The following is a 23,204-nucleotide window of genomic DNA, read 5'->3' as shown; positions in this document are numbered from 1 at the left end:
CGTTGGATTGTCAGAAAGTGCATAACGGAAGGGGCGAAAGTAAACGTTTGCGTCGGAGGTAAGATTTTTTGTCGTAGGTCAATTCCCTTTCCGGGGTGGATCGCACATAATACGCCCCCGGTTTGCACACCGGGAATCCAGGAGAGTTCATGTACTACCCCTTCGTTCGTAAAGCCCTTTTTCAGCTCGATCCTGAGCGCGCTCATGAAGTCACTTTTCAACAATTACGCCGTGTTTCGGGTACCCCACTGGAAATGTTGGTTCGCCAGAAGGTGCCGACAAAACCGGTGACCTGTATGGGACTCACATTTAAGAACCCGCTGGGCCTGGCCGCCGGGCTGGATAAAAACGGCGAGTGCATTGATGCGCTCGGCGCGATGGGTTTTGGTTCCATTGAAATTGGCACCGTGACCCCACGCCCGCAGCCGGGCAACGATAAGCCAAGGATCTTCCGCCTGGTCGATGCTGAAGGGTTGATCAACCGCATGGGCTTTAATAACCACGGTGTTGATAACCTCGTTGAGAACGTAAAAAAGGCGCATTTTGACGGCATTCTGGGGATTAATATTGGCAAGAATAAAGATACCCCGGTAGAACAAGGCAAAGATGATTATCTGATTTGTATGGAAAAAATCTATGCTTATGCCGGCTATATCGCCATTAATATCTCTTCGCCGAATACCCCAGGCTTGCGTACTTTACAATACGGAGACGCGCTGGATGATTTGCTCTCTGGTATTAAAAATAAGCAACGTGAGCTACAAGAGAAGCATCAGAAATATGTTCCTGTGGCCGTGAAGATCGCCCCGGATCTTTCCGTCGAAGAATTGATCCAGGTGGCGGACAGTTTAGTCCGGCATAATATAGATGGCGTGATTGCCACCAATACAACTTTGGATCGATCGCTGGTACAGGGGATGAAACATTGTGATGAAACCGGTGGGCTTAGCGGACGTCCGTTGCAGCTAAAGAGTACGGAAATTATCCGTATGCTGTCTGCGGAATTAAATGGCCGTCTGCCCATTATCGGAGTCGGCGGTATTGACTCGGTGATTGCCGCCCGGGAAAAGATAGCCGCCGGAGCGACGCTGGTGCAGATTTATTCCGGATTTATTTTTAAAGGTCCGCCGCTGATTAAAGAAATTGTTACCCATATCTAATCTTTTCCCCTTCTGATACTTCACCAGGGCTTTATTTATAGCCCTGGTTGTTTTATATTCCTTCATTGTTGCTTATTTAAACATTTTAGTCTTTTCTTAATTTTGGAAATATTCTGTAGCAGTTTACCTGTTTATTACAGATGGAAGTGGAAGAGGACGGGGGTAGAAATGCGGATCAAACCTGACGATAACTGGCGCTGGTATTACGATGAAGAGCATGACCGTATGATGCTCGATCTGGCCAATGGCATGTTATTCAGGTCGCGTTTTGCCCGACGGATGTTGACGCCCGACGCCTTCGCGCCTTCCGGATTTTGCGTTGATGACGCTGCGCTCTATTTCTCATTTGAAGAAAAATGCCGCGACCTCGAATTAACAAAAGAACAGCGCGCAGAATTAGTACTTAATGCGCTGGTCGCCATTCGTTTTCTCAAACCGCAAATGCCGAAAAGCTGGCACTTCAATACTCATGAAGAAAGCTGGCAGCCCGGCGTTGGCGATGCCGCCAGCGCATGGCTCAGCGATACTGGCCAGCAGGTCAATCTGCTGGTGGTTGAACCCGGCGAAAACGCCGCGCTATGCCTGTTAGCGCAGCCCGGATTGACGCTTGCCGGGCGCGTGATGCAGCTGGGCGACGTGATTAAAATTATGAATGACAGACTGCAGCCAGCGCCAGGCGTCGCCAGCTACAGCCTGGGCCAGGCGGTTTAAGGCGCCAGCCTCACCGCGGTTTTCGGTACGCAGCTACAGCACAGAATCGTGCCATCGGCGGCTACCGCGTTTTTCTTCAGCGCGCTGACTTCCCCTTCTTCCAGCCGGATGCGGCAGCTGCCGCAGATTCCTGCCCGACAGGAGTAAGGAATGCGAATTCCCTGTTGTTCCAGCTGCTCCAGCAGGATTTGCTGATTATTACCGGTAAAACTCACTCCCTGCCACGCTATTTCCACCGTCGCGTTCTGCTGCGCTTCAGGTGCCGGCGTATCGTCACTATCGCCTGCGCCGTAGGCCTTCGCCGGGCCGCGGGCCAGTACTTCTAACTCATCGCCAACGCGGATTACGCCGCTGTTTCGCGCGATCAGGTTCTGGCCGAAATCGACATCGCCGTTGTCCAGCGCCGTGCGGAAACGCTGCAGCGTGCTTAAGGGCTCGCCGGCAGGATGCTTTTGCCCGCGCTCCGGGCTGACGGTGGTCAATACGCAGCGGCTGCACGGTTTAGCGACATCAAAAACGACCTCGCCAATGCGTACCACTTTCCACGTATCCTCCTCCCAGGCGGCCGCGCCGGTCACCAGAAGATTCGGGCGAAACTGTTCTATGCTTACGCTGGCCGGACAACGTTTTTGCAAATCGCGTAGTGAAGCCTCATTGGCCAGCAGATAGGGAAAACCGTCGGCGAAGGAGAGGGGAACGGCATCGTGGCGTTGCACCCTGCGGCTAAGCTGCGGCCCCAGCCAGCGGAGCTGAACGTTGCGGTTAAAGAACCCGCTTAGCCACTGGTTGACCGCGGACGGGGCAATCAGGGCGGTAAAGTGGTTGCCCCAGACTTCGGTAGGCTCCTGCTGCGTCGAGAAATCGCTGAAGCGGACCACCGCGCTGCTGCCGTCCGGCGCGGTCAGATGCAGACCATCATGGAGTGGCGCCGGAATAAACTTGACCATTTGCGGAAACTGACGGGCGGTGATGAAGGTGCCATCGGTTTCCGTCACCATAAATATACGATCGAAGGCCAGCCCGCTGATGTCTGCATAAGCGTGGCTCAGGCCAATTCCCCGCATTGATTTGACGGGATGAATAAAAAGACGCGAAAGGGTGACCATACGCTGCCCCTGGCTTTAAAAATAAGCCTTTAACTTTATGACATGGGGCGCATATTGGCTATAATGCGCACCAATTTTCTTTTAGTAAAAGTGACGATATGAATTCTCTGTTTGCCAGTACGGCTCGTGGGCTGGAAGAGCTGTTAAAAACTGAACTGGAAGGACTGGGCGCGATGGACTGCCAGTTGGTCCAGGGCGGGGTCCATTTTCAGGGAGATACGCGGTTGCTGTATCAAAGCCTGATGTGGAGCCGGCTGGCTTCGCGGATTATGCTGCCGCTGGGGCAGTGCAGCGTCTACAGCGACCTGGATCTGTATCTTGGCGTACAGGCTATTCCATGGACCGAGATTTTCAGCCAGGATGCCACTTTTGCCGTGCACTTTAGCGGGCTGAACGAAGAGATTCGTAACAGCCAGTACGGGGCGTTGAAGGTTAAAGACGCCATCGTCGACAGCTTTACGCGTAAGAACCTGCCGCGTCCCAACGTCGATCGCGAAAACCCCGATCTGCGTATTAACGTCTGGCTAAATAAAGAGACCGCGCATATTTCCCTGGATCTCAGCGGCGAGGGCCTGCACCTGCGCGGCTACCGCGACGGGACCGGCATGGCGCCAATCAAAGAAAACCTGGCCGCGGCGATAGTGATGCGTTCCGGCTGGGCCACGGGTACGCCGCTGCTCGATCCGATGTGCGGATCCGGTACGCTGCTGATTGAAGCGGCGATGCTGGCCACCGATCGTGCGCCGGGTTTACACCGCGGTCATTGGGGTTTTGGCGGCTGGGCGCAGCATGACGATGCTATCTGGAAAGAAGTGAAAGCCGAAGCGCAAACCCGCGCCCGTCAGGGACTGGCGGCGTATGAGTCGCGCTTTTACGGTTCCGACGTTGACGCCCGCGTTATCGAACGCGCGCAGCGTAACGCCCGCCGCGCCGGTATTGGCGAACTGATTACCTTCGAAGTGAAAGATGTCGCCCAGTTGAGCAATCCGCTGCCGAAGGGCCCATACGGCACGGTTATAAGCAACCCGCCGTACGGCGAGCGTCTGGAGAGTGAACCGGCGCTGATTGCCCTGCATAGCCTGCTGGGGCGGATTATGAATAACCAGTTTGGCGGCTGGAACCTGTCGCTGTTTAGCGCCTCGCCGGATCTGCTGAGCTGCCTGCAGCTTCGTGCTGATAAACAGTTTAAAGCGAAAAATGGCCCGCTCGACTGCGTCCAGAAGAACTACCATCTTGCAGAAAACGAAGGCGGCAAAACCGCGATGCTGGCGGAAGATTTCGCCAACCGCCTGCGCAAGAACCTGAAAAAATACGAGAAGTGGGCGCGTCAGGAAGGTATTGAATGCTATCGCCTGTATGATGCCGACCTCCCGGAGTATAACGTCGCCATCGACCGCTACGCCGATTGGGTGGTGGTGCAGGAGTACGCGCCGCCGAAAACCGTTGACGCGCATAAAGCCCGCCAGCGCTTATTTGATATTATTGCCGCCACCATTGCGGTACTGGGGATTGCGCCGAACAAGCTGGTGCTGAAAACCCGCGAGCGGCAGAAAGGTAAAAACCAGTATCAGAAAATGGGCGAGAAAGGCGAATTCATTGAGGTGCAGGAGTATAATGCGCGTCTGTGGGTCAACCTGACCGATTACCTGGATACCGGCCTGTTCCTCGACCACCGTATCGCTCGCCGCATGCTGGGGCAGATGAGCAAAGGCAAAGACTTCCTCAACCTGTTCTCCTACACCGGCAGCGCCAGCGTTCACGCCGGCCTTGGCGGCGCGCGCTCCACGACGACGGTCGATATGTCCCGTACCTATCTTGAATGGGCTGAACGTAACCTGCGCCTCAATGGCTTAACCGGCCGCGCGCATCGCCTGATGCAGGCCGATGTGCTGGGCTGGCTGCGTGAGACGACCGAACAGTTCGACCTGATCTTTATCGATCCGCCAACCTTCTCCAACTCCAAGCGTATGGATGATGCGTTTGACGTTCAGCGCGACCATTTGCGTCTGATGACCGATTTAAAACGTCTGCTGCGTAAAGGCGGCACGATTATGTTCTCGAACAACAAACGCGGTTTCCGTATGGATCATGACGGGCTGGCGCAGCTGGGCCTGAAGGCGCAGGAGATCACGCAAAAAACGCTGTCTCAGGATTTTGCCCGTAACCGTCAGATTCACAACTGCTGGCTGATTACCGCAGCCTGAAAGGAATAAAGAATGTCTTTAATTAGTATGCACGGCGCCTGGCTCTCTTTCAGCGATGCGCCGCTGCTGGATAATGCTGAACTGCATATCGAAGATAACGAACGCGTCTGCCTGGTTGGACGCAACGGTGCGGGTAAATCGACCCTGATGAAGATCCTCAATCGTGAACAGGGTCTCGATGACGGGCGCATTATCTATGAACTGGATCTGGTTGTGGCACGTTTACAGCAGGATCCGCCGCGTAATGTTACCGGCACCGTTTACGACTTTGTGGCCGAAGGGATTGCGGAACAAGCGGCTTACCTCAAGGGTTATCACGATGTTTCGCAGCTGGTGATGACCGATCCGAGTGATAAGAATCTGAACGAACTGGCGCGTCTGCAGGAGCAGCTGGATAATTTAGGCCTGTGGCAGCTCGATAGCCGCATTAATGAAGTGCTGGAACAGCTCAATCTCGATCCTAACGCCGAGCTCTCCTCGCTTTCCGGCGGCTGGCTGCGTAAAGCGGCCCTTGGCCGCGCGCTGGTCAGCGGGCCGCGCGTGCTGCTGCTCGATGAGCCGACCAACCACCTCGATATTGAAACTATCGACTGGCTGGAAGGTTTCCTGAAGATGTTCAAAGGCACCATTATTTTTATTTCGCACGACCGTTCCTTTATCCGCAATATGGCGACGCGAATCGTCGATCTCGATCGCGGCAAGCTGGTGACCTATCCAGGTAACTACGATCAGTATCTGTTGGATAAAGAAGAAGCGCTGCGCGTGGAAGAATTGCAGAACGCGGAGTTCGATCGCAAGCTGGCGCAGGAAGAAGTGTGGATCCGCCAGGGGATCAAAGCGCGTCGTACCCGTAACGAAGGGCGCGTACGGGCGTTAAAAGCCATGCGTCGCGAGCGCGGTGAGCGCCGTGAAGTGATGGGCAGCGCGAAGATGCAGGTCGAAGAGGCCGCGCGTTCGGGCAAGATCGTGTTCGAAATGGAGAACGTCAACTACCAGGTTGATGGCAAGGTGCTGGTGAAAGATTTCACCGCCCAAATCCAGCGCGGCGACAAAATTGCGTTGATTGGCCCCAACGGCTGCGGGAAAACCACGCTGCTGAAGCTGATGCTTGGTCAGCTGCAGGCGGATAGCGGACGCATTCACGTGGGTACCAAGCTGGAGGTCGCTTACTTCGACCAGCACCGCGCGGAACTTGATCCGGATAAAACGGTGATGGATAACCTCGCGGAAGGTAAACAGGAAGTGATGGTGAACGGCAAGCCGCGCCACGTCCTGGGCTATCTGCAGGACTTTATGTTCCATCCAAAACGCGCGATGACGCCGGTGCGCGCGCTGTCGGGCGGTGAGCGTAACCGTCTGCTGCTGGCGCGTCTGTTCCTCAAGCCCAGCAACCTGTTGATTCTCGATGAACCGACAAACGATCTGGATGTCGAAACCCTGGAACTGCTGGAAGAGCTGGTTGACGGCTATCAGGGAACCGTGATGCTGGTGAGCCACGACCGTCAGTTTGTTGATAACACGGTTACGGAGTGTTGGATCTTCGAAGGCGCGGGACAAATTGGTCAATACGTCGGCGGCTATCATGACGCCCGCGGTCAGCAGGCCCAGTATCTGGCGAAAAAGCAGTCGGTTTCTAAAAAGTCTGTTGAAGTTGCTCAACCGAAAGCAGAAAGTGTCAAACGCGCTGCCAGCAAACTAAGCTATAACCTGCAGCGCGAGCTGGAGCAGCTGCCGCAGAAACTGGAAGAGCTGGAAGCCCAGCTGCAGAAGTTGCAGGAGCAGGTTGCCGACCCTTCTTTCTTTGGGCAATCGCATGACCATACGCAGCAGGTGCTTGCGCAGCTGAGTGAAGCGGAGCAGGCGCTGGAAACCGCCTTCGAACGCTGGGAATATCTCGAAGGATTAAAAAACGGCGCATAAGCTGAGGAGTTTTCATGTGCGATCATCATCATGCTGCGCGGCATATCCTGTGTCGACAATGTGATCTGCTGGTGGCTTTGCCGCAGCTGGAGCATCGCCAGAAAGCTACGTGTCCGCGTTGCGGAACGACATTAACAACGTCATGGGACGCGCCCCGGCAGCGTCCCACAGCCTACGCGCTGGTCGCGTTGTTCATGCTGCTGCTGGCCAATCTTTTCCCCTTCATCTATATGAAGGTTGGGGGGATCAGCAGCGAAATTGAGCTACTGGAAATTCCAAATGTGCTGTTTACCGAGGATTACGCCAGCCTCGGGACTTTCTTTTTACTGTTCGTACAGCTGGTGCCGGCTTTCTGCCTGGTCACGATACTGCTGCTGGTCAACCGGGTGGGCATGCCTTCCGGACTGAAAGCCTTCCTGGCGCGGATCCTGTTTCACCTTAAAACCTGGGGGATGGCGGAGATCTTCCTCGCCGGGGTACTGGTCAGCTTCGTTAAGCTGATGGCCTACGGCGATATTGGCATTGGCCTGAGTTTTATTCCCTGGTGTATGTTCTGCCTGTTACAGCTGCGGACGTTCCAGTGCGTGGATCGCCGCTGGTTATGGGATGACATTGCGCCAATGCCGCCGATTAAACAGCCGCTAAAAGTCGGCGTTTCCGGTCTACGTCAGGGGCTACGCTCGTGTTCATGCTGCACGGCGGTATTGCCTATGGATGAGGCCGTTTGTCCGCGCTGCCGTACCAGGGGAACCGCCCGGCGTAAAAACAGCCTGCAGTGGACGCTGGCGCTGCTGGTGACTTCGTTGCTCCTCTACATGCCCGCCAATATTTTGCCGATCATGATTACCGACCTGCTGGGCGATAAAATGCCCTCAACTATTATGGCGGGGGTGATCCTGCTGTGGAGTGAAGGATCGTATCCGGTCGCTATGGTGATATTTATCGCCAGTATTATGGTGCCGACGTTAAAGATGATTGCCATTGGCTGGCTATGCTGGAACGCCAGCGGCAAGGGAGAGCGCGACTCGGAGCGCATGCATCTGATCTATGAAGTCGTCGAGTTTGTTGGCCGCTGGTCAATGATTGATGTGTTTGTTATCGCAGTCCTCTCCGCTCTGGTACGCATTGGTGGATTAATGAATATCTATCCGGCGATAGGAGCAGTGATGTTTGCGCTGGTCGTAGTAATGACAATGTTTTCGGCCATGACGTTTGACCCTCGTTTATTGTGGGATCGTGAGCCAGATTCAAGCCGTGAGGAAAGACTGCAGCATGGAAAATAAGAGCGGAGAAGCGAAGGTGCAAAAGGTGAAAAACTGGTCACCGGTGTGGATCTTCCCGATAGTAACGGCGCTCATTGGCGCCTGGATTCTTTTTTATCACTATAGTCACCAGGGGCCGGAAGTGACCCTGATTACGACTAACGCAGAGGGAATTGAAGGGGGGAAAACCCGGATCAAAAGCCGCAGCGTTGATGTCGGCGTGATTGAAAGCGCAACGCTGACGGATGACCTGACCCACGTGGAAGTTAAAGCCCGGTTGAATTCAGGCATGGAAAAACTGCTGCACCAGGATTCGGTATTTTGGGTGGTTAAACCGCAGGTAGGTCGTGAAGGGATTAGCGGTCTGGGGACGTTGCTATCCGGCGCCTATATCGAACTGCAGCCGGGTACCAAAGGTTCTGTCCCGGCGCAGTACCCGCTGTTGGATTCACCGCCGTTGGCATCCCCTGATGCAAAAGGTATTCGTATCCTGCTGGAAAGCAGTAAAGCGGGTCAGCTTTCTCCCGGCGATCCGGTGCTTTTCCGCGGCTATCGCGTAGGTTCAGTAGAAACCAGCACCTTCGATGCGCAAAAACGGAACATTACTTATCAACTGTTTATCAGCGCGCCTAACGATCGGCTGGTAACCAATAACGTGCGCTTCTGGAAGGATAGCGGTATTGCGGTAGATCTAACCGCTGCGGGTATGCGCGTTGAAATGGGATCGCTGTCGACCCTGTTTGGCGGCGGCGTCAGCTTTGATATTCCCGAAGGGCTGCCGCTAGGTGAGCCGGTGGCGAATAAAACCGAATATCATCTGTTTGACGATCAGCGCAGCATTCAGGATTCGGTGTTTACTCAGCATATTGACTACGTAATGTTCTTTAAAGATTCGATTCGCGGTCTGCAGCCCGGCGCGCCGGTTGAGTTCCGCGGTATCCGCCTTGGGACCGTGGGTAAAGTACCGTTCTTTATTCCTGGCCTGAAGCAGAACTTAAACGACGACTATCGTATTCCGGTCGAAGTGCGGATTGAGCCTGAACGCCTGATCAATCAATTAGGCGCCGATCCTGACATTCGTAAGCATATCGATGATCTGATGAACCGTGGACTGCGTGGTTCACTTAAAACCGGTAACCTGGTCACCGGGGCGCTGTATATCGATCTCGACTTCTACCCGAAAGCGCCAGCGCGCGGCAAGTTCCAGGAGTTTGGCGGTTATCCGATTATTCCAACCGTGAGCGGTGGCCTGGCGCAGATTCAGCAGCGCCTGATGGACGCGCTGGATAAGATTAATAATCTGCCCATTAACCCGCTGCTGGAGCAGGCAACCAGTACGCTGGCGCAAAGTGAAAAAACGATGCAGCACGTACAGGCGACGCTGGATAGTCTGAACAAGATAACGTCAAGTCAGTCGATGCAGCAGCTACCGGGCGATATGCAGAATACGTTGCGTGAACTTAATCGTAGTATGCAGGGCTTCCAGCCGGGATCGGCGGCATACAATAAGATGGTTGCGGATATGCAGCGTCTCGATCAGGTTCTTCGTGAACTGCAGCCGGTACTGAAAACGCTCAATGATAAGAGCAATGCGCTGGTATTTGAGGCGAAGGATAAAAAAGATCCGCAGCCGAAGGGAGCGAAATAATGAAGAAATGGCTAATAGCGGCGGCGGTTTGCGCGCTGACGGCATGCAGCAGCGGCGGCGACAGTAAAACTTACTATCAGCTTCCGGTGGCGCAGGGAGGCGCGCAAAGCGCCGCCCACCAAAGCAAAAATTTGCTGTGGGTCGAGCAGGTGAGCATTCCAGATTATCTGGCCGGTAACGGGGTGGTTTATCAGACCACCGATGTCCAGTATGTGATTGCCAACAACAATCTGTGGGCTAGCCCGCTCGATCAACAGCTGAGAACGACGCTGGTGGCGAACCTTAGCAACCAGCTACCGGGATGGGTTGTCGCTTCTCAACCACTGGGTAGCGAGCAGGATACGCTGAACGTCTCCGTTAGTGGTTTTCACGGTCGTTACGATGGCCGGGTAATCGTCAGCGGCGAGTGGCTGTTGAAGCATCAGGGGCAGCTGATCAAGCGGCCGTTCCATATTGAGCTTAAGCAGCAAGAGGATGGCTACGACGCGATGGTGAAAACCTTAGCTCAGGCCTGGACTCAGGAAGCAACCGCAATTGCCAGCGAGCTAAACCGCCTGCCATAAGTAAAATTCATAAGAGTAAAAAGCCGCTGCGAGAACGAAAATCGCAGCGGCTTTTTTGTTTGTCTCATCAGATTGTTACTTGTGCTGGTTCACAGTTTTTGTACAAACGAACTTTCTTGTAGCTCACAAATATGACAATGGCGTGAATTTTGCGCATTGACGCTATCCCTGATTCGCGGTATTCGTTAACCGTGGTTGCGTATTAAGTGACCATTGTTTTCTTTTCCACCAGATCAAAGAATGAGGGAAACGAGGCATGAAGAGACAAAAACGAGATCGCCTGGAACGGGCACATCAGCGTGGGTACCAGGCCGGTATTACCGGAAGGTCGAAGGAAATGTGTCCTTACCAGACCTTAAACCAAAGGTCTTATTGGCTAGGAGGCTGGCGAGAAGCCATGGAGGACAGGGTACAAACTGCCTGACTGTCTCTTTAAAAAGAAGCCTCCGCTGCGCGGGGGCTTCGCCTTTTCTAATGCGTCACTGCTTATCAGAATGCGGAAGTGTCCTGGAACAGGCCCACTTTCAGGTCGGTCGCGGTGTAAATCAGACGCCCGTCAACCAGCACTTCGCCATCCGCCAGGCCCATAATCAAACGACGGTTTATCACGCGTTTGAAATGAATACGGTAGGTCACTTTCTTCGCCGTTGGCAGTATCTGGCCGGTGAGTTTAACTTCACCGACGCCTAATGCACGCCCTTTACCTTCGCCGCCTAACCAGCCCAGGTAGAAGCCAACCAGCTGCCACATGGCATCCAGACCCAGGCAGCCCGGCATTACCGGGTCACCAATAAAATGGCAACCGAAGAACCACAGGTCCGGGTTAATATCGAGTTCTGCCTCAACATAACCCTTGTCATAGTTACCACCGGTTTCGCTCATTTTGATGACGCGGTCCATCATCAGCATACTTGGCGCCGGCAGCTGTGGGCCTTTCGCACCAAATAGTTCACCACGACCAGAGGCAAGAAGGTCTTCTTTTGTATAGGATTCGCGTTTATCTACCATGTTTTCAGTAAGCCTTATTTTGAGTTCGGGACGCAGGATAGCTAACACGTGTACGCTGAACAAGTCCGATCAGTTCGAACCTGAACCGCCTAACCAGCGTAGCGGCCACGGAAAGCGATGACGACTCTCTTGCTGTGTCGCCTGCGCAATTCGTTCCTGAATGGTTTGCCGTAAAGTTTGTCCTTCGCCGTCCCAGAGCAGCTGGGTCAGAATGGGCAGCGCTTCCGACACGTCATCGACTGCCCAAATAAAGAACTGTTCATCCGAAACGGCCTGCTGCAGTTCCTGCGCCAGGCTCAGATGACGAACGTTGGCGGAGGGGATGATGACGCCCTGTTTACCGGTCAGCCCACGCTGCTGGCAAATAGCGAAGAAGCCCTCAATTTTTTCGTTGAGCCCGCCAACCGGCTGTACGCGACCAAACTGATCGACAGAGCCGGTAACGGCGATGCTCTGATTAATCGGTACATTGGCCAGCGAACTGATCAGCGCGCACAGTTCGGCCATGGAGGCGCTATCGCCATCCACTTCGCTGTAGGACTGCTCGAAGGTCAGGGAGGCGGTGAAGGGAAGCTGTTGTTCGAGCTCCAGCTCGGACATCAGAAACGCCTGCATGATCATCATACCTTTTGCATGAATGTTACCGCCCAGCTCGGCCTTACGTTCAACGTCGATGAATTCGCCGTCGCCAATATGCACGACGCAGCTGATACGCGAAGGCTCGCCAAACGCGCGAGGGTGACCCGGAAACTCAATGACAGAAAGTGCGTTGATTTGTCCTACGCATTCGCCTTCGGTTTCGATCAGGATTTGCTCCTGCAGGATTTCATCCTGGATGCGCTCAGCAAGATAGCCCTCGCGCCACAGACGACGCTCCAGCATGGTTTGTATCTCTTCGGCGCTAATCTCTTCACCATCACAGAACGCGGCAGCTTCTCGAAGCTGGCGGGCAATCCAGAGAACGCACAGCGGCAAAGTTTCCTGATCGCCGGTATAACGCGCGCCTTCCTGAATCAGCAGCGGCCAGGCGTTAGCGGACAGTCCCGGAAGTTCAAGCTGTTGAGCATTTTGCCAGACCCACTGGCACCATTGCTTCAGCGTCTCTGCATCAGCAATTTGCAGGTTATCTTCATATTCGCTGTAGATAGCCTGCGCAGAAAGCTCGGGTTCCATCTCCTGGAAATCAGCCAGGGATTCCCGCTCGCCGACGAGGATCACTTTCAGGCTCAGGGGCATAGAAGGGATGCTCACCGGAAGAGGGCGAGATTCATCGAATGACAGCCAGTCAAAACGCTGGCGGGCCACCATATTTTTTAGCCGCATCCACAGTAGGGGCTGAGCCAGTAAGGCGCGCAGGGAGAGAATCATTACGCCGCCGTTGGCGCGATGGACCAGACCGGGTTGTAAGGTGATCTCACCATTAAACTGGCGCACGCAGCCAAACAGCTGCTCTGCTTCGATCCAGTCAGCGGCTTCGACCGGAGCAACGCTGGCGAAATTATCTTCAGCAGTCTGCGCTGGCGTAAGAGAGATTTTTCCGCCATCAACCTGATAGTGAACGCCACAGAGCGTTGCTGCCGGTTGATGTAAAGTTCGGGTTTCATTAGCTAGCCATTGCAGGTACTCCGGTTCTTCCGGAATTTTAACCAGCATAAATGGCGAAATGGCTGGAGTGACCAGTAGCTGCTCCAGGGCATAAAAGAGACGGGGTTGCAGTTCGCCTGAGAGGGATTCCTCTGCGTGAGCCAGGTCGGCTTGTGCAAACAGCGCCTGATAACTTTCCGTATCAGGAGCAAGGTCGTTTCGGGTAAGTTTCGTAATGGTCAAAGTCGCTGTTTTTTAGTCAGATGTAAAACGCGCGATTATACATTATGCAGCGTCTGAGCACACGGGGGATTGCGATTGTCGTGGTGATAACGAATCTACCAACATCACGAAAGATGATTTATTCTCAGCACATCAGGAAAAAACTGATATCCTGAAATGAGTTACACGGTCACATTGAGATCGCAATGAAATATCAACAACTGGAAAATCTTGAAAGCGGCTGGAAATGGACTTATCTGGTAAAAAAGCATCGGGAAGGTGAGCTTATTACCCGCTACATTGAAGCCAGCGCTGCGCAAGCCGCGGTCGATTTATTACTGACGCTCGAAAATGAACCCGTGCTGGTGAATACCTGGATTGAGCAGCATATGAATCCAGAGCTAGTGAACCGCATGAAGCAGACTATCCGCGCCCGACGTAAGCGTCACTTCAACGCGGAGCATCAGCATACGCGTAAAAAGTCTATCGACCTTGAATTCGTGGTCTGGCAGCGCCTTGCAGGTCTGGCGCAAAGACGGGGTAAAACGCTGTCGGAAACTATCGTGCAGTTGATTGAGGATGCTGAGCATAAAGAGAAGTATGCCAGCAAGATGTCCAGCCTGAAGCATGATTTGCAGGTGCTGTTAGGTAAAGAGTAGCGATGCAGGCACCGGGATTCCGCTGCTGTTTTTTGAACGCGGAATTTAAGCCAAAAAAAACCCCGCATTGCGGGGTTTTTTATTGACGATATAACTTAAGCCTGCGGCTGAGTTACAACGTCTTTGTAGCCTTTAACTTCGATCTCTACGCGACGATCCGGACCCAGGCAGTCAATCAGAGCTGCACGAGCTTTCACGTTGTCACAGGTGTTGCCAGTAACCGGGTTGGATTCACCCATACCGCGAGCGGAGATTTTGCTAGCCGGGATACCTTTGGATACCAGGTAATCAACAACGGACTGAGCACGTTTCTCAGACAGCTGCTGGTTGTAGGCATCAGAACCGATACGGTCGGTGTAGCCCAGAACAACTGCGGAACCGTCTTTCGGATCCATGTTGCTCAGCTGGGTGTACAGCTGATCCAGAGCCTGCTGGCCTTCTGGTTTCAGAGTAGATTTGTTGAAGTTGAACAGAACGTCAGACTTCAGGGTGAAGTGCTTGGTAGTCACTTCTGGAGCCGGAGCCGGAGCCGGAGCTACAACCGGAGCAACATCGTCCTGACCGAAACGGTAGGAAACGCCCAGGCTCAGCATGCCGTTATCAGGACGGGTACCAACGGTGCCAGCGTCGCCGATGTTGTTAACCCACTGGTATTCCAGACGGGTTGCGATGTCACGAGTAACAGCCCACTCTAAGCCGCCCGCGAATACCGGGGATACGCCAGTGTCGTGTTCGCTACGGGAAACGCCGGTAGAAGCGTAGTTACCTTTGGAGTCTGCGCGCCAAACCATACCACCCAGACGGGTATAGATATCCAGATCGTCAGTGATCGGGTAACCCAGTTTAGCAGTCAGCTGAACGCCCTGAGCTTTGAAAGCGCCGTTGTCAACGCTGCCTTTATAAGCCATACGGCCCAGCCAGTCGTAGCCCATTTCAAAACCGAGGTACGGGTTAACCTGGTAACCACCGAACGCACCAGCACCCAGCTGATCGTTACGAACCGGACCATTGTTACCTTTGAAACCGTTACCGTAGAAACCGGTATCGTGATACTGGGACCAGCCCAGTTTAGCACCTGCGTACCAGGTGTTATCTTTCGGAGCGGCCTGCGCTACGGTAGCGAAGCCAGCCAGTGCCACTGCAATCGCGATAGCTGTCTTTTTCATTTTTTGCGCCTCATTATCATCCAAAATTCGCCATGAAGGTTCAGAAGACCTCACGGTTAAATCCTTCACCCGGGGCGTGACTTGTTGTTAACTATGCTGATACATGCAGCGTAAGCCGATCACCCCTGGCGATGTAAAGTCTACAACTTAGTTCGAAACTTACAAGTGTGAACTCCGTCAGGCATATGAAAAAAAAGGGTTGTGTACGCTATGTTTAACAAATACGGTTGAACTTGTTCGGGGCAAAAAAAGTCGCGAAGCCGCATCAGACAAGCATTTTAACAAAAATGCCCATCAAGAAAGCCCATCTCGCGTCAGGGCAAAAAAAATTCCAGGATTAATCCTAAACTCGGTTAATGATACAGATTTGAGTGAATTTTTAGCCCGGAAAGTTGTCTGCCTGGCTGATCGGTATTTCTTACCGGGCGCATGATAAAGCCCATCGCGTGACCCTCTTCTGCAGCGGCAACCAGTCGTTCATGTTCCTCAATGCTCAGTTCTTCTGATAGCCAGCCAATAACGACGCTATAATTTCCGGTGCGCAGTGAGCGAACCATTGACTCCAGGGTATTAGCGGGGGAGAGCTGGCTGATCTGCATAACCTTGGACAGCGGTAAACCGGATGACTGCACCCATTCACGGCTTAGCTTCTGCCGTGGAGTCAGCCAGAGCTGCCAGCGGGACTGCTGACCAAGCTGTTGTAATAAAGGAAGCAATAGTAGCTGCGTCATCATAGGCTGATCTTCGCGATAGACTATTTCACTGATCAGCCCGTTAGCTGGCTGTTCGGCAGCGTCATGAGAGCGACGACGTACTGAAGTAGAAGTCAGTGGTGAACGATTTGCGTGAGCTGATGTAAACATAGTCTATCCCGCCTGTGGGTTACTGTATGCATATACAGTATATGCGACAGGGTGAAAGATCAACTCTATTTTCTCTGTTTCTGGATGAAATTTGTACATCTCAGGGGGTAAGTAAGCGCCGATAGCGTCGGATGTCAGCGCGTACATCATGTGAATTCATCGTTGTCGCGCTTTTTACCTGGATAAATTTTTCTCAAAAATGATGACGTTAACCGTCTACGAGTGACCAGAGATACCTGACACTTTGTGCTCTAATGTGATTAATATTAATTAAGCATTTTACTTTTCCTGCTTTTGACTTCATCAAAAGGCTATTTTCTGAAAGCCGCTCGCAAAAAAACAAGCTGATTAAAATAAAGAGATAATTCATGTTGCCGCATGAAGAGAAGTCACTTATTTTCTTTATTAACGGATCCGTTAGCAAATTTATGTCTTATTTACATGATTAACAAAGGAATAATCATGAAGAAACTTGTATGTTTTAGGATCCATCAGTTTCGGGCATGTTTGACTCCATTAGGAAAAATAAGCTGTCGGCCCTTATTTGGTGGCTATAGCCTGGCGATAGACAACACCGTATTTGCCATGATGGCCGAGGGGGAAATCTATCTTCGGGTTTGTGAGCAGAGCGCGGAGTACCGCGTGGCGCATAAAAACCCGCTTTTGAAAATGCAGAAGAATGGTCGTCTGGTCGCGCTGAAGTATTATCATATTGATGAAGGGCTTTGGCAGGATAGCAATATGCTTTTTCATTTATCAGCGCTGTCATTACAGAGCGCTCGCTATGAAAAACATCGGCAGCGGCATTCCGGGAGATTGAAAAATTTGCCAAATATCAGTTTTCACATGGAGCTACAGTTGATTAATTCAGGCATCACCGATGAATTAACGCTGCGTAAGATTGGGGCAAAAGAAGCCTGGCTGAGGTTACGGAAAATGAATAAAGCGCTAACGGTTAATATTCTTTATTGCCTACAGGGAGCCATTGCCGGCGTACATGCGGCCACGCTCCCAACGCAACAGCGTCAGGAGCTTGAGGAGTGGGCGGCGGAACAGATGCAGGAGAGGGAGGCCTATTCAGGTTGAATCTCAACCTGTCGCTGTAGCCGACAAATCTCTGGCAGCAGCGCCAGAAGCAGTCCGATTTGTTGAAGCACCAGCGGCTCCTTGCTCTCGGCACGGGGGTCGAGATGCTGTATCCGGGTCTGCAGGCTTGCTAGAGCTTGCTGTACCCGCTGCTCATCGGCCGGCGAGTGGTGCAGCGCGTCATCAACATAACAAACGGCATCGTCCAGCAGCGCCAGGATATCTGGCGTTGTCAGCTTTTCCCTATGGGCGCCCAGGGCTGAAATATAGCTGGTAAAAGTGTGGTTCAGGCACAACAAACGAAACGCGGTTTCTCGAATTTGCGAGCCCGCTCTTGGTTCAGTTGATAAGTTTGAGACTACTGATGCCAATTCACCGTCCCTGTTGTGCGCGGCTCTTCGCGCAATGCGATAGGCAAGGCGGTTGTCGCGTCCCTGATGATATTGCTCAAGTATGGCGTCTAAATACCGGCAGTTAGCGTTGATTGCTTGTTCGAGTACTCGCGGCAGATTGCGGAATTTCCAGTCAGGCCAAATAAAGCTGACAGCGGCCCAGGCGATAGCGCAGCCGATCAGCGTATCAAATATGCGCGGTAGGGCGACTTCAAAACCTTCACCCAGGAGGTTGAAGCAAAGTAAAACCAGGAGGGTAATGAACATTGTCGCATGGGCGTACTGCACATTACGGAAAGCGAAGAACAGCACGCCGGTTAAAACAATTAAAAACAGCTGGCCTTCAACGGACGGAACGAGAAGCAGCACCGGGAGACCTATCGCCACGCCGATGAGAGTACCGATTATCCTTAACGCCAGCCGGTGTCGAGTCGCGTTATAGTTTGGCTGGCAAACAAACAGGCTGGTCAGCAATATCCAGTAACCATGATTCAGCCCGGTCAGCTGGATAAAAGCGTAGCCAGCGCACAGGACCAACGACATACGAACCGCATGGCGAAACAGGGCGGACTCGGGGGACATATTACTGCGTAAGCGCAGCCAGACATCGCCAAAACCGCCAGGCTGGTCGTCAGCCAGCAGGTTTTCCGTGTTGTTACTGAACTGCGCGGTGGTCTGGACAGATTCAATTGTCGCCAGCTGGGCGTCAATTGCGCGTAGGTTATTAAGCAAAAACCCTAACGCCTTAATCTGTTCTGCCGGCGCGCCGCTGGCTTTTACGCGATCGAGCGCGGCGTCAAGGTGCATAAAAGCGCGCTCAAAGTGAGTATCGTGAAGGTAGGGTTCGCGCAGCAGGATGGCACGAGACAGTTTCTGGCAGGCCTGCGCCTGCATGGACAGCATTCGCTGGAAGCGGAACATCACGTCGCTGTAACGAAAGCGATCGCGCAGCGTTTGGTATTGAATATGCGAAGAGCTAGCGCGTTCGTGGATATCCTGCGCCACGAAGTAATACTGCAGGGTGCGACGCGTTCCGCGCTGCCCGCGATCCCCGCGCAGGCGCGTCAGCAGGGAAACTTTGGTCTGATTCAGGGTTGCCACTAGCTGGCCGTTGGCTATGGCCAGGTCATACAGAGGAGCCTGGCTTTCATCTTCAATATCCGGATCGAACAGGCGCGATTTAAGTTCCAGATAGTGCGCCAACTGCTCGTAGCTGCGTGCAAGGTTATCCTGAAGGGGACGGATGGGGAAAATAAGATGCCCTGCGAGGGTGAGTAAGTTGTACCACACCGCCCCGGCCAGCAAAAACAGCGGCTGGAGATACCAGTGGCTATAAAGCGTTACCCCCAGCATGGTATAGATGGCGATTAACAAGGCACCAAAGGCGATTGTGGCATAGCGCTGGCCCAGCCCGCCGAGCAAAATAAAGCCGATGGTAGAAACGGTTAATCCTGCTGCGAATAACCACGGCCAGGGAAAGAGCAGTTCCACCGAGGCCGAGGCAATAAAAAAGCACACGAGGGTAATGGCCAGATTACGCAGACGTCCTGTCAGGCGGTCATCAAGGTCGGTCAGCGCCGCTGCCACGACCCCAAGCGTTAAAGGAATCGTGAGTTTTACTTCGCCAAGCCACCAGGGAAACGCGGTCGTGCCGCAGAGGGCGATAAAAATCCTGATGTTATATAACCAGGCGCTGTTCCGGGTATAGCGGCGTAGCAGGGGGGTGAGCATTTCTGTGTTCCATTCAGTTACTGAAAGCGGCGGCGCGCATTGGCTTCACGCGCAGCACGAGCGGTCTCGACGGAGACGACTCGACGGCCTACTGGCCATAAAGCAATAGCGGCGATTTTGAAATTGGCGATGCCAACCGGAATGCCGATGATGGTCAGGCATTGTGCGATACCACAAAAGATGTGCATCAGGCACAGCCACCAGCCAAAGAAAATAAACCATAAAATATTCAATAGTGTCCCGCCCGCGTTTAGCAGGCTATTCTTTCCCTGAGGATCGAGTTCATCAACATGAACGGCTTCATTACCATAGGGTAGAAGAGAGAGTTTTGTTATCTCCCAGCAGGAGCGGGTGAGAGGTAGCGTAAAGATCAGCACGATGCTGACCAACGTCGCCAGAAGCCAGCCGAGCGTGGTGGCGAATCCGCCAAGGATAAAGTTTAAAATATTCAGAACGGTACGCATAAACCCTCTGTTTAATTCCGTGGATAATAAGGCCCGGCCATTGTAGCGTTTTTTACGCTGGAGCACCCGGTCGCTGGCGGTTAAACTTAAAAACATCCAACCTGATTGAAATTCGACATTATATGGAACTTAGAGCGACAACATTGGGCAAGCGCATGGCTCAGCATCCTTATGATAGGGTGCAACTTCTTAATGCCGGAGTAAAGGTTTCCGGCGACAGTCATGAATATCTTATACCTTTCAATCAGTTATTATCAATTCATTGCAAGCGTGGTCTGGTATGGGGGGAACTGGAATTTATCCTGCCGGGCGAGAAAGTTGTGCGTTTGCATGGCACCGAATGGAATGAAACCCAGCGTTTTTACCATCATTTGAACACGCTCTGGCAGCAGTGGAGCGAGGAAATGAGCGATATCGCCGCTGATGTCCTTCGCCAGCAGCTGGCTGACGTGGCGCGTTCCAGCGCAGAGGGGAAGTGGTTGACGCGTCAGCAGGTGACCGATATCCAGCGTAAAATACGCCATGCGCTTGGCGGATTACCTGTGCCAACAGCCCGTCTTGATGCTTTCGATAACTGCCGCGAGTTATGGCGGCAATGTCAGAGTTGGTTGAGTAATACCGAAAAAGCCAGGCTCGAACATAATCAAACGTTTACTGAATCAATGCTGGAACAATACCGCGGCTTTTTTGCCGCGGTAGAATCATCGCCACTGAATCCGGCTCAGGCGCGCGCAGTGGTGAACGGCGAGCGTTCGTTGTTAGTGCTGGCAGGTGCCGGAAGCGGTAAAACTTCCGTATTAGTGGCGCGCGCTGGCTGGCTATTGACTCGTGGCGAAGCGGCGGCCGAGCAAATTCTGCTCCTGGCATTTGGTCGACAAGCCGCGCAGGAGATGGATGAGCGCATCCGCGAGCGCCTGGGTACTGAAGAGATCTCTGCGCGCACTTTTCATTCCCTGGCTCTGTATATTATTCAGCAGGGCAGTAAAAAAGCTCCGACGATCAGCAAGCTGGAGAACGACAGCGCCGCGCGGCAAAAACTCTTAGTTCAGAGCTGGCAGCAGCAGTGCCAGGAGAAAAAAGCGCAGGCGAAAGGCTGGCGACTGTGGCTGGAAGAAGAAATGGACTGGCAGATCCCAGAAGGGGATTTTTGGCAGGATAAAACGCTGCAGCGTCGTATTGCCAGTCGCCTTGATCGCTGGGTTAGCCTGATGCGTATGCATGGCGGCTCGCAGGCGGAAATGATTGCCGGAGCGCCTGAAGAGGTACGTGATCTTTTTGGCAAGCGCGTCAAGCTGATGGCCCCTTTGCTAAAAGCGTGGAAAACGGCGTTAAAAGATGAAAATGCCGTCGATTTTTCCGGCCTGATTCATCAGGCGATTAATGTTCTGGATAAGGGGCGCTTTGTCAGCCCGTGGAAGCATATTCTGGTGGATGAGTTTCAGGATATCTCACCGCAGCGGGCATCCCTACTCGCTGCGTTACGTCGGCAAAACACACAGACTACGCTGTTTGCCGTTGGCGATGACTGGCAGGCTATCTACCGTTTTAGCGGTGCTCAGCTCTCTTTAACAACGGCCTTTAATCACTATTTTGGCGAAGGAGATTGCTGCGCGCTGGATACGACGTACCGATTTAATAGTCGGATAGGAGAGGTCGCCAACGGGTTTATCCAACAAAATCCGCATCAGTTAACGAAACCGCTAAACAGCCTGGTCGCAGGGGACAAAAAAGCGGTGACGTTATTAGCGCAGGACAAACTCGACGATCTGCTTGATAAAATGAGCGGTTACGTCAAACGAGAACAGCGGATTTTGTTGTTAGCTCGCTATCATCATTTGAAGCCGGCAGTGCTGGAGAAAGCCGCTACGCGCTGGCCGCATCTGCATCTCGATTTTATGACTATTCATGCCAGCAAAGGGCAACAGGCAGATTACGTCATTATTCTTGGCCTTCAGGAGGGGGATGACGCGTTTCCCGCACCGGCGCGCGAGTCGATTATGGAGCAGGCGCTATTACCACAGCCGGAGGATTTTCCCGATGCCGAAGAGAGGCGTTTACTGTATGTCGCCATCACCCGCGCACGTCTGCGCGTATGGTTATTGTTTAATAAAGAACAACCTTCGCCGTTTGTTGAAATGTTAGAGGCGCTGGGTGTCCCGGTAGCAAGAAAACCATAATGACTGGCGGCATGGCCGCCAGCAGGTTTTATTTCAGACGCTCTGCAAGGTAGCGTTGATAATCAGGGATCAGGATATCAACAGGGTCGTTGAAGTGCGGGGACTGGATAATAAAGTCGGCGGTCGAAACGTTGGTGGCGACGGGAATATTCCATACCGTTGCCAAACGTAATAACGCTTTCACATCCGGATCGTGCGGCACGGCATTCAGCGGATCCCAGAAAAAAATCAATACATCGATTTTACCTTCTGAAATCAGCGCTCCTACCTGCTGGTCGCCGCCCATGGGACCACTCAGCATCGCCTGCACCTCCAGCCCGGTTGCGCGTGACACCAGATTTCCGGTCGTTCCTGTTGCTGATAACGTGTGTTGCGCCAGCAGTTGCTGGTGGCGCTCGACCCATTTCATCAGCATATCTTTACAGTGATCGTGAGCGACCAGTGCAATATGCTTGCGCGCTGGCAATGTACGTGTTGTTAGTTCCATCATTTCATTCCACATTTTGGCCTGTAGACAGATTACTGGAAGTGATTGTTGCTGCAAGCGTCAGGATGAAAAAATTTGACGCATCTGTAGGTCAGGACTCATGCTGATTCATCCGGATTAGCATACACTTGGGCTAAATAGCAGGAGGATGATGATGAAAGAGAATGATATCGCAGGTATTCTGACCTCGACGCGGACTATCGCCCTGGTGGGAGCAAGCGACAAACCTGACCGCCCCAGCTACCGGGTGATGAAGTACCTTCTGGATCAGGGATATCACGTTATTCCCGTTTCCCCTAAGGTGGCAGGTACTACTCTTCTGGGGCAAAAGGGATATGCCACGCTTGCTGACGTGCCGGAAAAAGTAGATATGGTCGATGTTTTCCGTAACTCGGAAGCGGCCTGGGGCGTTGCCCAGGAGGCGGTGGCTATCGGTGCGAAAACGCTGTGGCTACAGCTGGGGGTAATCAACGAACAGGCTGCTGTCCTCGCTCGGGATGCTGGACTTAACGTGGTGATGGATCGCTGTCCGGCGATTGAGATCCCTCGATTGGGACTAGCCCGATAAACCTAAAACCCCGCCTGACGGGGTTTTTTATTATCAATATTAATTAAGTTATATAGGGGCAGAATTTTAATTAAAACTACATCGAAACGTTTCTTTATTTAAAAATAAATCACATTATCTCTGTGGGTTTAACGGACACCTTCCTGACTTTATCTCCCTTATTACGAAAAATCTTCTCCGACAGATAATTTATTTTTTATAAATAAACCATAGAAAATACATG

The 23,204-nt window shown here is 52.8% G+C and carries 20 protein-coding genes; 12 read left to right on the top strand and 8 right to left on the bottom strand.

Annotation, left to right across the window (positions count from 1 at the left end; translation table 11 throughout):
* The first annotated feature begins 149 nt into the window (after positions 1 to 149).
* Positions 150 to 1,160, top strand: coding sequence for a quinone-dependent dihydroorotate dehydrogenase (pyrD, locus tag ACE3MN_RS17420; protein ID WP_004130996.1), 1,011 nt, complete (start codon positions 150 to 152; stop codon positions 1,158 to 1,160).
* A 168-nt stretch (positions 1,161 to 1,328) separates the two neighbouring features.
* On the top strand, positions 1,329 to 1,871 hold the full coding sequence (zapC, locus tag ACE3MN_RS17415; RefSeq protein WP_004130998.1) for a cell division protein ZapC: 543 nt from the start codon (positions 1,329 to 1,331) through the stop codon (positions 1,869 to 1,871).
* Here zapC and ACE3MN_RS17410 read toward each other — a convergent pair.
* Positions 1,868 to 2,977, bottom strand: a complete 1,110-nt coding sequence (locus ACE3MN_RS17410; RefSeq protein ID WP_024360059.1) for a YcbX family protein — start codon at positions 2,975 to 2,977, stop codon at positions 1,868 to 1,870. The genes zapC and ACE3MN_RS17410 overlap by 4 nt on opposite strands.
* A gap of 98 nt (positions 2,978 to 3,075) precedes the next feature.
* On the opposite strand from ACE3MN_RS17410, the gene rlmKL reads away from it, so the two are divergent.
* The 6 genes from rlmKL (at position 3,076) to rmf (ending at position 10,998) form a co-directional block, all read left to right on the top strand.
* Positions 3,076 to 5,181, top strand: coding sequence for a bifunctional 23S rRNA (guanine(2069)-N(7))-methyltransferase RlmK/23S rRNA (guanine(2445)-N(2))-methyltransferase RlmL (rlmKL, locus tag ACE3MN_RS17405; RefSeq protein WP_375364119.1), 2,106 nt, complete (start codon positions 3,076 to 3,078; stop codon positions 5,179 to 5,181).
* 12 nt (positions 5,182 to 5,193) lie between these two features.
* The gene (locus tag ACE3MN_RS17400; protein ID WP_024360058.1) at positions 5,194 to 7,101 is read left to right on the top strand and encodes an ABC transporter ATP-binding protein; all 1,908 of its coding nucleotides are present in this window, start codon (positions 5,194 to 5,196) and stop codon (positions 7,099 to 7,101) included.
* Positions 7,102 to 7,115: 14 nt separating this feature from the next.
* Positions 7,116 to 8,384: a membrane integrity-associated transporter subunit PqiA gene (gene pqiA / locus ACE3MN_RS17395; protein ID WP_049130858.1), complete on the top strand. Its 1,269-nt coding sequence runs from the start codon at positions 7,116 to 7,118 to the stop codon at positions 8,382 to 8,384.
* Complete coding sequence (gene pqiB, locus ACE3MN_RS17390) at positions 8,374 to 10,011, top strand: intermembrane transport protein PqiB (protein ID WP_004871571.1); 1,638 nt, start codon at positions 8,374 to 8,376, stop codon at positions 10,009 to 10,011. Before pqiA ends, pqiB begins: the two co-directional genes overlap by 11 nt.
* A complete protein-coding gene (pqiC, locus tag ACE3MN_RS17385; protein WP_004871569.1) occupies positions 10,011 to 10,574 on the top strand; it encodes a membrane integrity-associated transporter subunit PqiC in 564 nt (187 codons plus the stop codon). The genes pqiB and pqiC overlap by 1 nt, the downstream gene beginning before the upstream one ends.
* A gap of 256 nt (positions 10,575 to 10,830) precedes the next feature.
* Positions 10,831 to 10,998: a ribosome modulation factor gene (gene rmf / locus ACE3MN_RS17380; protein ID WP_004871568.1), complete on the top strand. Its 168-nt coding sequence runs from the start codon at positions 10,831 to 10,833 to the stop codon at positions 10,996 to 10,998.
* 65 nt (positions 10,999 to 11,063) lie between these two features.
* Here rmf and fabA read toward each other — a convergent pair whose 3' ends face one another.
* Together fabA and ACE3MN_RS17370 are read right to left on the bottom strand one after the other, a co-directional pair.
* Positions 11,064 to 11,582 (bottom strand): bifunctional 3-hydroxydecanoyl-ACP dehydratase/trans-2-decenoyl-ACP isomerase, encoded by a 519-nt coding sequence (gene fabA / locus ACE3MN_RS17375; protein WP_004131011.1) that lies wholly within the window; start codon positions 11,580 to 11,582, stop codon positions 11,064 to 11,066.
* A gap of 69 nt (positions 11,583 to 11,651) precedes the next feature.
* Complete coding sequence (locus ACE3MN_RS17370) at positions 11,652 to 13,409, bottom strand: Lon protease family protein (protein WP_049130857.1); 1,758 nt, start codon at positions 13,407 to 13,409, stop codon at positions 11,652 to 11,654.
* A gap of 185 nt (positions 13,410 to 13,594) precedes the next feature.
* Between ACE3MN_RS17370 and matP the strand changes: the two genes are divergently transcribed.
* Entirely contained in the window at positions 13,595 to 14,047 is a 453-nt protein-coding gene (matP, locus tag ACE3MN_RS17365) for a macrodomain Ter protein MatP (protein WP_004871567.1), read from the top strand.
* 95 nt (positions 14,048 to 14,142) lie between these two features.
* On the opposite strand, the gene ompA is transcribed toward matP, so the two are convergent.
* Complete coding sequence (gene ompA / locus ACE3MN_RS17360) at positions 14,143 to 15,213, bottom strand: porin OmpA (RefSeq protein WP_004871566.1); 1,071 nt, start codon at positions 15,211 to 15,213, stop codon at positions 14,143 to 14,145.
* A 353-nt stretch (positions 15,214 to 15,566) separates the two neighbouring features.
* Complete coding sequence (sulA, locus tag ACE3MN_RS17355) at positions 15,567 to 16,076, bottom strand: SOS-induced cell division inhibitor SulA (protein ID WP_004131018.1); 510 nt, start codon at positions 16,074 to 16,076, stop codon at positions 15,567 to 15,569.
* 462 nt (positions 16,077 to 16,538) lie between these two features.
* Between sulA and ACE3MN_RS17350 the strand changes: the two genes are divergently transcribed.
* Positions 16,539 to 17,162 (top strand): TfoX/Sxy family DNA transformation protein, encoded by a 624-nt coding sequence (locus ACE3MN_RS17350; protein ID WP_024360055.1) that lies wholly within the window; start codon positions 16,539 to 16,541, stop codon positions 17,160 to 17,162.
* Here the strand turns inward: ACE3MN_RS17350 and yccS are convergent.
* Entirely contained in the window at positions 17,150 to 19,285 is a 2,136-nt protein-coding gene (gene yccS, locus ACE3MN_RS17345; RefSeq protein WP_024360054.1) for a YccS family putative transporter, read from the bottom strand. The two genes, ACE3MN_RS17350 and yccS, sit on opposite strands and share 13 nt — an antisense overlap.
* A 17-nt stretch (positions 19,286 to 19,302) precedes the next feature.
* Positions 19,303 to 19,749: a YccF domain-containing protein gene (locus tag ACE3MN_RS17340; RefSeq protein WP_004871560.1), complete on the bottom strand. Its 447-nt coding sequence runs from the start codon at positions 19,747 to 19,749 to the stop codon at positions 19,303 to 19,305.
* A 122-nt stretch (positions 19,750 to 19,871) separates the two neighbouring features.
* On the opposite strand from ACE3MN_RS17340, the gene helD reads away from it, so the two are divergent.
* A complete protein-coding gene (gene helD, locus ACE3MN_RS17335; protein ID WP_102650045.1) occupies positions 19,872 to 21,926 on the top strand; it encodes a DNA helicase IV in 2,055 nt (684 codons plus the stop codon).
* A gap of 28 nt (positions 21,927 to 21,954) precedes the next feature.
* Here the strand turns inward: helD and mgsA are convergent, their stop codons facing one another.
* Positions 21,955 to 22,413 (bottom strand): methylglyoxal synthase, encoded by a 459-nt coding sequence (gene mgsA, locus ACE3MN_RS17330; protein WP_024360052.1) that lies wholly within the window; start codon positions 22,411 to 22,413, stop codon positions 21,955 to 21,957.
* A gap of 154 nt (positions 22,414 to 22,567) precedes the next feature.
* Here mgsA and ACE3MN_RS17325 point away from each other — a divergent pair, with 154 nt between their 5' ends.
* Entirely contained in the window at positions 22,568 to 22,981 is a 414-nt protein-coding gene (locus tag ACE3MN_RS17325) for a CoA-binding protein (RefSeq protein WP_004871554.1), read from the top strand.
* Positions 22,982 to 23,204 lie beyond the last annotated feature (223 nt).

The sequence above is a fragment of the Klebsiella grimontii genome (assembly GCF_042137965.1).
GTDB lineage: Bacteria > Pseudomonadota > Gammaproteobacteria > Enterobacterales > Enterobacteriaceae > Klebsiella > Klebsiella grimontii.
Note: the sequence above shows the minus strand (reverse complement) of the source record. Positions and strands in the feature narration are given on the sequence as shown.

What these genes read in the sequence shown, in the direction of transcription:
- pyrD (WP_004130996.1), top strand. Translation starts at nt 150, where the DNA reads ATGTACTACCCCTTCGTTCGTAAAGCCCTTTTTCAGCTCGATCCTGAG.
- zapC (WP_004130998.1), top strand. Translation starts at nt 1,329, where the DNA reads ATGCGGATCAAACCTGACGATAACTGGCGCTGGTATTACGATGAAGAG.
- ACE3MN_RS17410 (WP_024360059.1), bottom strand. Translation starts at nt 2,977, where the DNA reads ATGGTCACCCTTTCGCGTCTTTTTATTCATCCCGTCAAATCAATGCGG.
- rlmKL (WP_375364119.1), top strand. Translation starts at nt 3,076, where the DNA reads ATGAATTCTCTGTTTGCCAGTACGGCTCGTGGGCTGGAAGAGCTGTTA.
- ACE3MN_RS17400 (WP_024360058.1), top strand. Translation starts at nt 5,194, where the DNA reads ATGTCTTTAATTAGTATGCACGGCGCCTGGCTCTCTTTCAGCGATGCG.
- pqiA (WP_049130858.1), top strand. Translation starts at nt 7,116, where the DNA reads ATGTGCGATCATCATCATGCTGCGCGGCATATCCTGTGTCGACAATGT.
- pqiB (WP_004871571.1), top strand. Translation starts at nt 8,374, where the DNA reads ATGGAAAATAAGAGCGGAGAAGCGAAGGTGCAAAAGGTGAAAAACTGG.
- pqiC (WP_004871569.1), top strand. Translation starts at nt 10,011, where the DNA reads ATGAAGAAATGGCTAATAGCGGCGGCGGTTTGCGCGCTGACGGCATGC.
- rmf (WP_004871568.1), top strand. Translation starts at nt 10,831, where the DNA reads ATGAAGAGACAAAAACGAGATCGCCTGGAACGGGCACATCAGCGTGGG.
- fabA (WP_004131011.1), bottom strand. Translation starts at nt 11,582, where the DNA reads ATGGTAGATAAACGCGAATCCTATACAAAAGAAGACCTTCTTGCCTCT.
- matP (WP_004871567.1), top strand. Translation starts at nt 13,595, where the DNA reads ATGAAATATCAACAACTGGAAAATCTTGAAAGCGGCTGGAAATGGACT.
- ompA (WP_004871566.1), bottom strand. Translation starts at nt 15,213, where the DNA reads ATGAAAAAGACAGCTATCGCGATTGCAGTGGCACTGGCTGGCTTCGCT.
- sulA (WP_004131018.1), bottom strand. Translation starts at nt 16,076, where the DNA reads ATGTTTACATCAGCTCACGCAAATCGTTCACCACTGACTTCTACTTCA.
- ACE3MN_RS17350 (WP_024360055.1), top strand. Translation starts at nt 16,539, where the DNA reads ATGAAGAAACTTGTATGTTTTAGGATCCATCAGTTTCGGGCATGTTTG.
- yccS (WP_024360054.1), bottom strand. Translation starts at nt 19,285, where the DNA reads ATGCTCACCCCCCTGCTACGCCGCTATACCCGGAACAGCGCCTGGTTA.
- ACE3MN_RS17340 (WP_004871560.1), bottom strand. Translation starts at nt 19,749, where the DNA reads ATGCGTACCGTTCTGAATATTTTAAACTTTATCCTTGGCGGATTCGCC.
- helD (WP_102650045.1), top strand. Translation starts at nt 19,872, where the DNA reads ATGGAACTTAGAGCGACAACATTGGGCAAGCGCATGGCTCAGCATCCT.
- mgsA (WP_024360052.1), bottom strand. Translation starts at nt 22,413, where the DNA reads ATGGAACTAACAACACGTACATTGCCAGCGCGCAAGCATATTGCACTG.
- ACE3MN_RS17325 (WP_004871554.1), top strand. Translation starts at nt 22,568, where the DNA reads ATGAAAGAGAATGATATCGCAGGTATTCTGACCTCGACGCGGACTATC.